General features: G+C 71.6%; 9 protein-coding genes. 4 read left to right on the top strand and 5 right to left on the bottom strand.

Annotation, left to right across the window (positions count from 1 at the left end; translation table 11 throughout):
* Positions 1–41: 41 nt before the first annotated feature.
* Complete coding sequence (locus TN53_RS21120) at positions 42–1,322, bottom strand: ROK family transcriptional regulator (RefSeq protein ID WP_046260138.1); 1,281 nt, start codon at positions 1,320–1,322, stop codon at positions 42–44.
* Between the two features lie 192 nt (positions 1,323–1,514).
* Entirely contained in the window at positions 1,515–2,768 is a 1,254-nt protein-coding gene (locus tag TN53_RS21115) for an FAD-binding protein (RefSeq protein WP_046260137.1), read from the bottom strand.
* A gap of 124 nt (positions 2,769–2,892) precedes the next feature.
* On the opposite strand from TN53_RS21115, the gene TN53_RS21110 reads away from it, so the two are divergent.
* The 4 genes from TN53_RS21110 to TN53_RS21095 all read left to right on the top strand — a co-directional run bounded on the left by TN53_RS21110 (position 2,893) and on the right by TN53_RS21095 (position 7,763).
* Positions 2,893–3,900 (top strand): hydroxyacid dehydrogenase, encoded by a 1,008-nt coding sequence (locus TN53_RS21110; protein ID WP_046260136.1) that lies wholly within the window; start codon positions 2,893–2,895, stop codon positions 3,898–3,900.
* 93 nt (positions 3,901–3,993) lie between these two features.
* The gene (locus TN53_RS21105; protein WP_046260135.1) at positions 3,994–4,656 is read left to right on the top strand and encodes a pyridoxamine 5'-phosphate oxidase family protein; all 663 of its coding nucleotides are present in this window, start codon (positions 3,994–3,996) and stop codon (positions 4,654–4,656) included.
* Between the two features lie 58 nt (positions 4,657–4,714).
* Positions 4,715–6,034 (top strand): radical SAM protein, encoded by a 1,320-nt coding sequence (locus tag TN53_RS21100; protein WP_046260134.1) that lies wholly within the window; start codon positions 4,715–4,717, stop codon positions 6,032–6,034.
* A 262-nt stretch (positions 6,035–6,296) separates the two neighbouring features.
* On the top strand, positions 6,297–7,763 hold the full coding sequence (locus tag TN53_RS21095; RefSeq protein ID WP_046260133.1) for a cellulose binding domain-containing protein: 1,467 nt from the start codon (positions 6,297–6,299) through the stop codon (positions 7,761–7,763).
* Here TN53_RS21095 and TN53_RS21090 read toward each other — a convergent pair.
* The 3 genes from TN53_RS21090 to TN53_RS21080 form a co-directional block, all read right to left on the bottom strand.
* Positions 7,729–8,286 carry an ATP-binding protein gene (locus tag TN53_RS21090; RefSeq protein ID WP_063776265.1) on the bottom strand — a complete coding sequence of 186 codons (558 nt, stop codon included), beginning with the start codon at positions 8,284–8,286 and terminating at the stop codon, positions 7,729–7,731. The genes TN53_RS21095 and TN53_RS21090 overlap by 35 nt on opposite strands.
* A gap of 112 nt (positions 8,287–8,398) precedes the next feature.
* Positions 8,399–9,373, bottom strand: coding sequence for an MEDS domain-containing protein (locus tag TN53_RS21085; protein WP_046260132.1), 975 nt, complete (start codon positions 9,371–9,373; stop codon positions 8,399–8,401).
* 50 nt (positions 9,374–9,423) lie between these two features.
* Positions 9,424–11,628, bottom strand: a complete 2,205-nt coding sequence (locus TN53_RS21080; protein WP_234441657.1) for a LuxR C-terminal-related transcriptional regulator — start codon at positions 11,626–11,628, stop codon at positions 9,424–9,426.
* Positions 11,629–11,860: the final 232 nt, after the last annotated feature.

Here is an 11,860-nt window from a genome sequence, read left to right as displayed (position 1 = left end):
CAACCCCCCTTCGGGTACTGCGGGTTACTGCCTTCCGGGCCTTACGGCCCACTGCCGGAACCAGGCTCGGACCAACGCGGGTTGTGCGTCTTGGCCCTCGCGGGCGTGGTGCTGCGTTTCGGCGACTTCTGGCCGACCGACTGGAGGGCGCCCTCGAGCGCGAACGTGGCCGCGCCCAGGCACACCGGATCCGTGGGGATCGGGGACAGGACGATCTCGGTGGCGGCCATCGGCCGGGGCAGCGCGTGCCGGGCGACGGCCTCGCGCACCTCCTCGACCAGGGACTCGCCGAGGGCGGCCGCGACCCAGCTGCTGAGCACGATCACCTCGGGATTGAACAGGTTCACCAGGTTGGCGATCCCGGCGCCGAGGTAACGGACGGTGTCGCGAAGCGTGTTGAGCGCCACCGGATCGTTCTGCCGCAGTCCCTCGGCCAGGGCGGCGATGGTGGCCGTCTGGTCGTCCTGATGCAGCAGCGGACTGTCCGGACTCAACTCCCGCAGATTCAGCATGATCCCGGACGCACCGACGTACGCCTCCACGCAGCCGTGCTTGCCGCAGCGGCACACCCGGCCGTCCAGGACGATCGTGGTGTGGCCCCACTCGCCGGCGCTGTTGCTGACCCCGCGGTGCAGCCCGCCGCCCAGCACGAGCCCGGCGCCCACGCCGGTGCCGAGGTTCACCACCACGGCGTTCCCGTGCCCACGTGCGGCCCCGAACCACAGCTCGGCCACCGCGGAGGCGCGCAGCGGATTGTCCAGGTACAGCGGGTAGGCGATGTGCTCGGTGAGCAGATCGAGCAGCGGCACGTCGTGCCAGTCCCAGTTGGGCGCGTACTCGGAGAAGCCGGTGTCCCGGTCCACCTGACCCGGCACGCTCACCCCGACACCGAGGACACGGGCGCCCTCGATGCCGGCCTGCGCGACCACCTGGCCCACGACCGCGGCGACATGGCCGACGACCTGCTCGGGAAGGCTCTCACCCGGGCGGACGTCCTCCTCGGCGCGGGCCAGCACGTTCAGCCCGAGGTCGAACAGCTCGACATGGACGTAGGTCTCCGCGATGTCGACACCGATCAACGCGCCCCCCGACGCGTTGACCGCGACGAGTCCCCGGGGGCGGCCTCCCGCCGAGTCCTCGAACCCGACCTCCGTGATCATCGAGAGGTCGAGCAGCTCACCGACGAGCGTGGCGACCGTGGCCAGGCTCAGCCCGGTGGCGGCCGCCAGCTCCTGCCGGGAGGTGGGCGACGCGGCGATGATCTGGCGCAGCACCTCGTAGCGGTTCGCGGTGCGGATGTCACGTGAGGTGCCGCGCTTCATCGAACTTCCCTCCCTGGCCGGCGCCGGCCCGTGTGCTCGGCCGGGGGTCCGGGGGTTGTCCCCCGGGGTGGCACAGCACCGGGTTGCCGCTGTCCCTTCGGCTCTCGCCGGGACGGCATCGGCACCGGCGCGGCGCAAGGCTATGGCTGCCGGGGACTTTCGACAAGGGGTTAGGAAAGGGGCTTTATAAAGTCAGTCGGCCAGCACGTCCCGGACGAAGGTGTTGGCGAATTTCGCCTCGGTGTCCATATCGTCGGCGAGCGCCCGGAAGTCGTCCAGCCTGGGGTAGCGGCCGCGCAGAACCTCGCCCGGCGTGGTGAACACCTTCCCCCAGTGCGGCCGCGGGCCGAAGCCGTCGAGCACCTCCTCCAGCCGTCGCACCACCGGCAGTACGGCCGCCGTGTCCTCGATCCAGGTGAAGTGCAGCGCCACCGTGTCGCGTCCGTACGACGGGCTCAGCCACTGCTCGTCGGCGGCGACCGTACGGACCTCGCAGGTCTGGAGTACGCCGGCGACCGTCTCCCGAATACCGTCGATTGCATACAGCGCGTCGACGGCATGTCGCCGCGGCAACAGATACTCCGACTGCAGCTCCGCCCCGCTGCTCGGCGTGAACTCCGCGCGGAAGTGCGGCAGCCGCTCATGCCAAGGTCCCGGCACCCCGAACTGCTCGGTGCAGTTGACCGCCGGCATCCCCGGCACGGGGTGCAGCTTCTCGGTGGCGGGCGCGGCCCAGGTGAACTGGTCGAGTGGCTGATCCACCCGCCGCTTCAGCCACACCTGCCGGAAGCCCGGCTCCCGCCAGTCCGTGAAGAGGCTGACGCTGTACGCGGCCGACATGACCGCCGAGAACGTCTCGAAGTCCAGCCCCGCCAGCGGCAGTTCGGTGAACACATGCTGCTCGACGTCGAAGGCCGGCTCCAGGTCCAGGGTGAGCGTGGTGACGACACCCAGGGCGCCGAGCGAGGTCACGGCACCGCCGAAGCGCTCGTCGTCCCGTCCGATCGTCACCCTCGACCCGTCGGCGACGACCAGCTCCACCTCCCGCACCGCCGAGCCCAGCGGACCGTTGCCCACACCCGAGCCGTGCGTCCCCGTCGCGACCGACCCCGCCACCGAGATGTGCGGCAGCGACGCCATGTTGGGAAGGGCGAGCCCCTGGGCGTGGACCGCGCGGGCGAGCTCCGCGTACCGCACACCACCCCCGACCCGCACCGTACGGGCCGCCGTATCCACGTCGATCACCGCGGGGAGCCCGGCGATCGACAACAGGACGCCCTCGGGGCCCGGTTCGGCGATCTCGTTGAAGGAGTGCCCGCTGCCCAGCACCCGCACCTTCGCGCTCCCGGCCACAAGGGCACTCAGCGTGTCGAGCGAGTACGGGCGGTGCAGCTCCTTCGCGCCGTACGTGATGTTGCCCGCCCAGTTGGTGACCGTCTCCGTCATCCCTGTCGTCCCTTCCCTGGAACGCCGGCCCTCGCCGGCATGCCTCTGCGTTGACCCTCTCATCCGCCGCCACCTAACTTAGAGAGCGTTTTCTATCCGTTTTCCTCGACCGGGGGTCACCACCTTGCCCGAGCGTCCCCAGGCGCTGTTCGCCATGACCGCCGCCAACCTGCCGCACGTCTTCCCGTCGGAGGTGCTGGAGCGGCTGCGGGAGGCGGTGGACATCGACCCGGATCTCGTGGCCGAGGACTTCAGCGACCCGCGCGTCAAGGAGACGCTGGCCCGCACCGAGATCCTCGTGACGGGCTGGGGCTGCCCCCGCATCGACGCGACGGTCCTGGACGCCGCGCCCGGACTGCGGGCGATCCTGCACTCCGCCGGCTCGGTCAAGGGCTTCGCCACGCCGGAGATCTGGCGGCGTGGCATCGAGGTCTCCTCGGCCGCCGACGCCAACGCGATCCCTGTCGCCGAGTACACCCTCGCCATGATCCTCCTCGCCGGGAAGGACCTCTTCGTCGCCCGTGAGCGGCTGCGCACCTCACGGGCCCACCCCGGCTGGGGGATCGTCCCCGGCATCGGCAACCACGGCCGCCGGGTCGGTGTCATCGGCGCCTCCCGCATCGGCCGACGCGTCCTGGAACTCCTGCGCCCCTTCGACCTGCGGCCCGCGCTCACCGACCCGTACGTCACCGAGGCACAGGCGGCCCGACTCGGCGTGCCCCTCCTGGAGTTGGACGAGCTGCTGCGGAGTTCGGAGATCGTCACGATCCATGCCCCGCAGACCCCCGAGACGCACCATCTGATCGGCCGCCGAGAGCTGTCCCTGATGCCCGACGGGGCGGTCCTCGTCAACACCGCGCGCGGCGGCCTCGTCGACCACGACGCCCTGGTCGCCGAACTCCGCACCGGCCGCCTCAGCGCGGTCCTCGACGTGACCGACCCCGAACCGCTCCCCGCCGACTCGGCCCTCTACGACCTCCCGAACGCCTTCGTCACCCCGCACCTCGCGGGCTCCCAGGGCAACGAGCTGGGCCGGCTCGGCACGGCGGTGGCCGAGGAGGCGGAGCGGCTCGCGGCCGGTGGCGGCCCGGCGTATCCGGTGGAGCCGGCGGCGCTGGAGTACGGCGCCTGAGGAGGTGCGGATTCCGTAGCCGTAGAAGCCTTTCGGTATCGGTATCGATAAATATCTGGCGTCAAAGCGGCGATATCGATAGCTTCGACCGTCATGACGCTCGATCCGCTCCCCGAGACCGACCTCACCCGCCACCGCCGCCTGCGCGACCAGGGCAGCCTCCACCGCGCCGACCTGAACGCCATCCTCGACGCGGGCTTCATCTGTCACCTGGGCGTGGTGATCGAGGGCCGGCCACTGGTCGTGCCGACCGTCTACGGGCGTGACGAGGGGCGGCTCTACCTCCATGGCTCGGTGGCGAGCCGCAGTCTCTCGGGCGGCACCCCCGTCTGCGTCACGGTCACGCACGTCGACGGGCTGGTCTTCGCCCGGTCCGTCTTCGAGCACGGCGTGAACTACCGCAGCGCGATGATCCACGGCGAGGCCCGCAAGGTCACCGACCCCGAGGAGAAGCTGGCGGGCCTGCGCCGGCTCACCGAACACGCGACCCCGGGGCAGTGGTCGTACGCCCGGAGCCCGAGCCGCAAGGAACTCGCCGCCACCACTGTTCTCGCCCTCTCCCTCGAAGAGGCCTCGGTCAAGATCCGCACCGGCCCGCCGGACGACGGCGACGGACCCGACGCGCAGCTCGGTCTCTGGGCCGGGACCCTGCCGCTGACCTCGGTGTGGGGTGCGCCCGTCGGTGATCCCGTACTGCCGGACGAAACGCCCGTACCGGAACACATCGCGCGGCGCGAGGGGACCCGGTACACGTGACGGGCGGGCGGGGGCATACCGTGAGGAGTCGAACGCCTGAGCCGGGAGGAGATTACGGATGGGCAGCCGCACCGCACTGGTCGAAGATCTGATGGAGCGATTCCCGCACGTACCGCGGGAAGCCGTCTTCAAGGAGGATCTGCTGCGCGGCGGGGTGGCCTTCGATCCGTCCGCGCTCAGCGACAACGAGGGTGGTGAGGTCAAGCCGAAGTCGTACTTCATCTTCTCCTTCGACCACGGCACCCTGCCCGAGCTCGGCGAGGCCGCGCTGCGGCGCCCGCCGGAGGAGATCATCCTCACCGGTGGTCCGTACGACCTGCGCCGCACCGTCGTCTCCGTGCGCGTGAACCCGACCTCGCCGTACCGCGTCGCCGCCGACGAGGAGGGCGTGCTCGGCCTCTACCTCGACGGCAAGCGCATCGCCGACGTCGGCGTGCCGCCGATGCCGGAGTACTACAAGCACAAGCTCTCCAACGGGAAGTCCGTCATGGAGGTCGCCCCCACCATCCAGTGGGGCTACCTGATCTACCTGACCGTCTTCCGGGTCTGCCAGTACTTCGGCGCCAAGGAGGAGTGCCAGTACTGCGACATCAACCACAACTGGCGCCAGCACAAGGCCGCCGGCCGCCCGTACACAGGCGTCAAGGACGTCGAGGAGGTCCTCGAAGCCCTGGAGATCATCGACCGGTACGACACCGCGAAGACCTCCACCGCCTACACCCTCACCGGCGGCGCGATCACCAAGACGGTGGCCGGACGCGACGAGGCCGACTTCTACGGCCACTACGCCAAGGCCATCGAGGAGCGCTTCCCGGGCCGCTGGATCGGCAAGGTCGTCGCCCAGGCGCTGCCGCGCGACGACGTGCAGCGCTTCAAGGACTACGGCGTGCAGATCTACCACCCCAACTACGAGGTGTGGGACGAGTACCTCTTCAAGCTCCACTGTCCCGGCAAGGAGCGCTACGTCGGCCGCGACGAGTGGCACAAGCGGATCCTCGACTCGGCGGAGATCTTCGGCGCGCGCAATGTGATCCCCAACTTCGTGGCGGGCGTGGAGATGGCCGAGCCCTTCGGCTTCAAGACGGTCGACGAGGCCATCGCGTCCACCACCGAGGGTCTGCGTTTCTTCATGTCGCAGGGCATCACGCCCCGCTTCACCACCTGGTGCCCCGAGCCGACCACCCCGCTCGGCAAGGCCAACCCGCAGGGCGCGCCGCTGGAGTACCACATCCGGCTGCTGCAGGCCTATCGCCAGACGATGGAGGACTTCGGTCTCTCCTCGCCCCCCGGATACGGCGAGCCCGGGCCCGGCCGAGCCGTCTTCTCCGTGAGCTCCTTCATGGACAGCCTCCCGGCACAGGAGCCCGCCGAGGTGTAGTCGCGGCGAGAGCCGATGAAGCAGACAGGGTCCGGATCGAGACGTCCGGGCCTTTTCTGCGTATGTCTTCAGGAGTAGTCAGGAGTAGCACGCGCAACAGCGGCAACGAGGTGTGGGCGGGCCCGGACTCCCGGTAACCGGATTTGAATGGTGAGCTTGTCAGTTGTGTGGAAGCCGTGAAAAGCTCGTGCACTGCCGCGAGGTTCCCCACAACTCCGTTGCCAATAAGGTGAGTTGACCTCGCTTTCGATGCAGGAGTCCGATGCCCGACCTGCCGACCCCCCAGGACGCCGCCGAGGCCGTGCTGTTCACCGAGTGCTGGGACGCCGTGCTCTCCTACGCCGACCTCTGCACGGCCGGTTCCACCGCGGCCACCCAGCTGGCCACGGAGGCGTTCGCCCTCGGCATGCGCGAGGCCCGCACCGGCGGCGGCACCGCCAGAGGCGTGGGCCGCCGTGCGCCCCGGCTGCCCGTGATCCCCTTGCTGCTGACCGCCGTTCGCACCACCGCCACCGCCTGGGAGACCGCCGGCCAGGGTCACCGGCTCGATCCCGACCTGCGTCTGTGGCTCAACTCGGACAAGGCCGCACGCTACACCGGCCCGCCGTTGCAGCGCCCGCTGGCCCTGCGCGGTCTGCGCGACATGCAGGAACCCGACGCGGATCTGCTGTGGCTGGCCGAGGTGGAGGCGCTGCCGCTGTCCGTGGTGGCCCGCAGGCTCGGTCTGGACCCGGCCCATCTGCCGGAGGAACTCGCGCAGGTGCACGGCCTGTTCCGGGACCGCAGTCACCGCAACCACCTCGACACCCCGATGGCCCCGCAGTGCCGCAGCTACGCCCGCCTTCTCGACGCGGTCACCCGCTCGACCGCCGCCGACACCCCGGAAGACCTCTCCCGGCACCTCGCCACCTGTGTGCAGTGCGCCGAGGCCGCCGCCTGTCTGCGGCTGCACGGCGGCGGACTGCCCGGGGCGCTCGCGGGCGGAGTGATCGGCTGGGGCGGCCTCGCGTACCTGGAGCGCAGACGCCGGGCCGCGGAGGTACGGCTGGGCGCCGGACGCCCGGAACCGGCCGACGTCGGCCCGCCGAACCCCGGCGCGCACAAGGCGCGTGTCGTGCGCAGCGGACTGCTCGTCACCGCCGTACTGGTCTCACTGCTGGCCCTCGCCGTCTCGATGATGCCGGCGGGAGGCTCCATGGACGACGGAGCCTCGGCACCCACCGACCGTCAGCCGGTGGCCGATCCCGGCGTCACCGTGGCGTCGCCGTCCGCGACCTCCGGGCCGGCGGCCTCGCCCACACCGTCCGCGGCCGGCAGCACCTCCGCGAGGAAGAACCCCGACCCCGAACCCCAGGGCACCACCTCCTCGGCCGCCCGCGACGACGAGAAGCCGGACCCCGCCACGAGCGCGTGGGCCGTCTGCGAGGTCCGGTACGACCTGGTGAACCAGTGGCCCGACGGCTTCCAGGCCACCGTCACCGTCACCACCGACGAGGCCCTCGACGACTGGCGCGTCGCCTGGTCCTTCAAGGACGGCCAGAAGGTCGGTCAGATGTGGGACGCCAGCTTCGCCCAGAACGGCTCCCGTGTCACCGCCACCGCCGCGGACTACAACACATCCGTGCGCGCGGGCGCCGACCTCGCCTTCGGCTTCCTCGCCTCCTGGCAGGGCACGAACTCCCCGGCGTACGACTTCACGTTGAACGGGCACAGCTGCACGAAGGCCTGACGGCATCCGTCACACGCAGCACCATCGGCACCGTGGCCCGGTCGGGGAGGCACCACCTCGGCCGGGACGCCGGTGCCGGGCCCGTACTGCCGGCAGCGGCGTCCGGGCCACCGGCCTCCAGCTCGAACCACACCTCCTTGCCGACGCCGTCCTCGACGCACCCGCTGCCCCACCGGTCGGCGAGCGCGTCGACCAGCAGCAGGCCGCGCCCGTTCTCGCTGTCCGCGTCGGAGCTCTGGCCGTGTGTCCGGGGCAGGTCGGGGCCCTCGTCCGCGACCGTGCAGCGCAGTCGGCCGGCCGCAAGGCAGAGGGTGAGCCGATAGCGGCCCCGGGCGTGCACGACCGCGTTGGTGGCGAGTTCGCTGACCAGCAGTTCTGCGATCTCCGCCTGGTCGTGGAGCCCGTACTCGGCCAGCCAGGTCCGCACGGCGGCCCTGGCGAGGCGGACCGAGGACCGTCCGGGCCCCAGGATCGTCGTACAGCCACCGCCCAGGGACAGACCGGGCGGATGGACGTCGGGCATGGTCGCTTCCCTTCACCCCTGCGGCTCGACCTCCACCATGCCGTCGGCGAGCCCCGCGGGTCGCGGGGGAAACTACGCGCATCCGCGCACCGGGTCCGTCACCCCCGGCCCGTCACCTTGACGGCGCCAGCGCCGTCTCCATCCGGATCGTCCACCCGTCCTCGGCCGCGCCCTCGGACCTCAGGTCCACGAACTCGCAGAACTGACGGGTCTGCCACAGCCCGTCCTCCGGGCCCGCCTCGGGACCGGGCGGCCGGAAGCCGAGGAACGGGTCGGCGATCCGGCCGTGCGGGGTGCGCAGTTCGCAGACGATCCGTTCCCCGGTCGACCACAGCAGCAGATGCGCGCTGTCCAGGCCCTGGGCGGCCGCATAGCCGGTGGCCCCGGACACGGCCGCCCCGAAGCGGTCGGCTCGCTCGCCGGTCATGCCGCGGGCCCTCGCCTGCTCCGCTGCGAACCGGCGGGCGCCGGCCATGTCCCCGGCGAGAGGGACCCCGACGGCTTCCGGCGGCGGTTCGGGCAGCGGGGCGAGGTCCCGGGTCGCATACTCGGCGGGTTCCGTGAACAGGGGGCTGGGCCGGATGCCGAGCCGGTCCAGCACGGTCGGATGGGTGTGCCGGGCGGCCTCGACGACGTCGGGCGGTGCGATGCGGGTGTCGTACAGACACATCAGGTCGGGCGGGGCTCCGGTGAAGAGCTCGGTGGCCAGGGCCTCGTACCGCTTCCACTCGGTGATCTGGCGCGGCGAGCGGCCGTTCCAGACCGGTTCGCCCGCCATGTGCAGCAGGCCCGTCGGGCCCGCGTGCGTGACGTAGTAGTCGAGAGCGGTGGCCATGCTGTTCGCGGGCGTCCCGCAGTACCAGTGCGCGGAGTTCTGGAAGTCCACGTGCCGGGCGTCGGGGCCGAGCGCCTCGCGCAGCAGGTCCAGCTTGCGAGGGGTGGTGATGGCCACCGGGTCGGGCTCGTCCTCGGCGGCGATGCCGTCCCTGAGGAACGGCACCATCACCGTCAGGAACTCCTCGTCGCAGGAGTGGATGCCGGCGTGATGCTTGAGGGGAGCGGTGGTCCGCTGCTGGTGATCCGTCATGTCCGGTTCCCTTTCGTGCACTTCGTGTCGGATGCGGTCCGGGGACGTCGTCAGGGGCGGGTGATGCTGCGCGAGGCGGTCCAGACGGCGACCTGGCTGCGGGAGGTGAAGCCCAACTTGCTGAGGATCCGCTCCACATGGCCCTCCGCCGTCCGTACCGCGACGACCAGCCGGTCGGCGATCTGCTGGTTGGTGAGGCCCTGGCCGAGGAGTTCGGCGACCTCCGCCTCGCGGCGGGTGAGCGGACTGGCGGGCGCCGGGCGGGCGGGTGACTTCCGCTCTCCGAGCGCATAGCCGACCGCGTCGTCCAGGGCGAGCTCCAGGCCCTCGCGGTGGGCGTGCCCGAACGCCTCGCCCAGCAGCGCACGGGCGCCTTCCTCGGCCGCGTCACGGACGGGGCCGTGGGACGGGGTGCGGTCCAGGGCGACATGGGCGTCCCGCCAGATCCGCCGGGCCGCGCCCAGCAGGACCGCGGCGGGCCGGCCCTCGCCGACGCGGGCGTGGACCGCCGCGAGCAGTTCCAGCGTGATGCCGATCCCGAACACGTCGCCGACCGCCTGTTTGAGCCGCAGACACTCCCGGGCGTGGGTCCTGGCCGACACCTGGTCCCCCTGGGACCACTCGGCGAAGGCGAGGATGCGCAGGAGGTACGAGTGGATCCACTGCTCGCCGTGGACCAGGCAGATCCTGCGGAACTCCGCACACAGGGCCATGGCGCGCCCGTGCTCGCCCTGGAGGCTGAGGACATGGGCCAGTTCGACGTACTTGAAGCCGACCAGGCTCATCGACTCGCCCTCGCCCGGCGGCTCGGAGAGCGCCTCCTCGTACACCTCCCGGGCCCGCTCGTAGGCGCCGCTGATCAGGAGGGCGCCGCCGCGGCCGAAGAAGGTGTGGGCGGCCTCGGTCTCGTCGCCGAGCCGCAGGGCCAGCTCGTGCGACTCCTCGGCGAGCGGCCCGCCCCGGACCGCGTCGCCCTGGCTGAGCAGCATCAGCGCCAGGCTCCACAACGCCCGGGCCCGCGCGCGGGTCGGCTCCGGGTCGGCGGCCAGCAGCCGCTCCAGCCAGAACCTGCCCTCCGTCAGGGCGCCGGTCGCGAACCAGAAGAACCACAGATGCCCGGCCAGCCTCAGCCCGGCCCGCACCTCGCCCGGTGTGCTCAGAGAGAACTCCAGCGCCGAACGGACGGTGTCCGACTCGGCGTGGAGCCGGCGGACCAGCTCCGGCTGGTCGGGGCCGAACCACCGCCGCTCGCACTCCTCGACGAAGTCCAGGCACCAGTCCCGCACCCGGCGCCGGGCCGCCTCCTGCGCGCCGGCGCCGCTCTCGCGCAGCCGGTCGAGGCCGTAGTGCCGGATCGACTCCAGCATCCGGTACCGGGCGTGCACGGTGTCGCCGTCGCGGACCAGGAGCGACTTGTCCACCAGCCCGGCGACGGCGTCCACCGTCGCGTCCCGGTCGAGGCCCGCGCCGGCGCAGACCTCCTCCGCCGCGTCCAGGTCGAAGCTCCCGGCGAACACCGAGGCCTGCGCCCACACCGCCTGCTCCTGAGGGGTGCACAGGTCGTGGCTCCAGTCGACGGTCGCCCGCAGGGTGCGGTGCCGGGCCGGGGCGTCCCCGGCGTCGGCCAGCAGCCGATAGCGCCGGTCCAGCCGGTCGAGCACCTGCCGCACGCCCAGCGCGCGCATCCGGACCGCGGCCAGCTCGATCGCGAGCGGCAGCCCGTCCAGGCGGTGACACAGGGCGGCCACCGCCTCCTGGTTGTCCGCCGTGAGCGCGAACCCGGGCAGCACGTCCGCGGCCCGGTGGGCGAACAGGGCCAGCGCCGGATACTCCAGGGCGGGCTTCGCGGGCAACGGTTCGCCCGGCGCGGGCGTGGGCAACGGCTGCACCTCCAGCACGTGCTGTCCGGCCACTCCCAATGGATGCCTGCTGGTGGCCAGCACCCGCACCCGCGCGGTCCGCGCCAGCAACGTCCCGACGAACTCCGCGCAGGCGTCGGCCAAGTGCTCGCAGTTGTCCAGTACGAGGAGCAGATCGCGTTCCCCGAGATGCTCGACGAGGACCTCGATGAGCGAACGTCCCGACACATCACGGATGTTCAGCGCCTCGACCAGGGCGAGCGGCACCAGCGAGGCGTCCCGCACACCGGCCAGCTGGACCAGGTGCACCCCGTCGGCGAACCGCTTCGCCAGCGCGGGCAGGACGTGCAGGGCCAGCCTGGTCTTGCCGACGCCACCCGGCCCGGTCAGGCACACCAGCCGGTGGGCGACCAGCAGCCGTTTGACCTCCGCGACCTCCTGCCGCCGGCCGACGAAGCTCGACGACCTCAGACTCCGACCGGCCGTGCCTCGCGTCGCGGATGCTTGCAGAATCGGAACCCGCCTCCGAACGTCGTACGCCCCGTGCGCGCCGTGGTTCCGCGGTGGGCGGACGTACGGCGGCCCTACCAAGAACATTAGGAGCAAGGCGCAGGTCAGGCGCCTGTAG

Source organism: Streptomyces sp. WM6386, assembly GCF_000972385.1.
Taxonomy (GTDB): domain Bacteria; phylum Actinomycetota; class Actinomycetes; order Streptomycetales; family Streptomycetaceae; genus Streptomyces.
The sequence above is the reverse complement of the archived record's forward strand: the minus strand, read 5'-3'. Positions and strand labels throughout refer to the sequence as shown.

What these genes read in the sequence shown, in the direction of transcription:
- TN53_RS21120 (WP_046260138.1), bottom strand. Translation starts at nt 1,322, where the DNA reads ATGAAGCGCGGCACCTCACGTGACATCCGCACCGCGAACCGCTACGAG.
- TN53_RS21115 (WP_046260137.1), bottom strand. Translation starts at nt 2,768, where the DNA reads ATGACGGAGACGGTCACCAACTGGGCGGGCAACATCACGTACGGCGCG.
- TN53_RS21105 (WP_046260135.1), top strand. Translation starts at nt 3,994, where the DNA reads ATGACGCTCGATCCGCTCCCCGAGACCGACCTCACCCGCCACCGCCGC.
- TN53_RS21100 (WP_046260134.1), top strand. Translation starts at nt 4,715, where the DNA reads ATGGGCAGCCGCACCGCACTGGTCGAAGATCTGATGGAGCGATTCCCG.
- TN53_RS21095 (WP_046260133.1), top strand. Translation starts at nt 6,297, where the DNA reads ATGCCCGACCTGCCGACCCCCCAGGACGCCGCCGAGGCCGTGCTGTTC.
- TN53_RS21090 (WP_063776265.1), bottom strand. Translation starts at nt 8,286, where the DNA reads ATGCCCGACGTCCATCCGCCCGGTCTGTCCCTGGGCGGTGGCTGTACG.
- TN53_RS21085 (WP_046260132.1), bottom strand. Translation starts at nt 9,373, where the DNA reads ATGACGGATCACCAGCAGCGGACCACCGCTCCCCTCAAGCATCACGCC.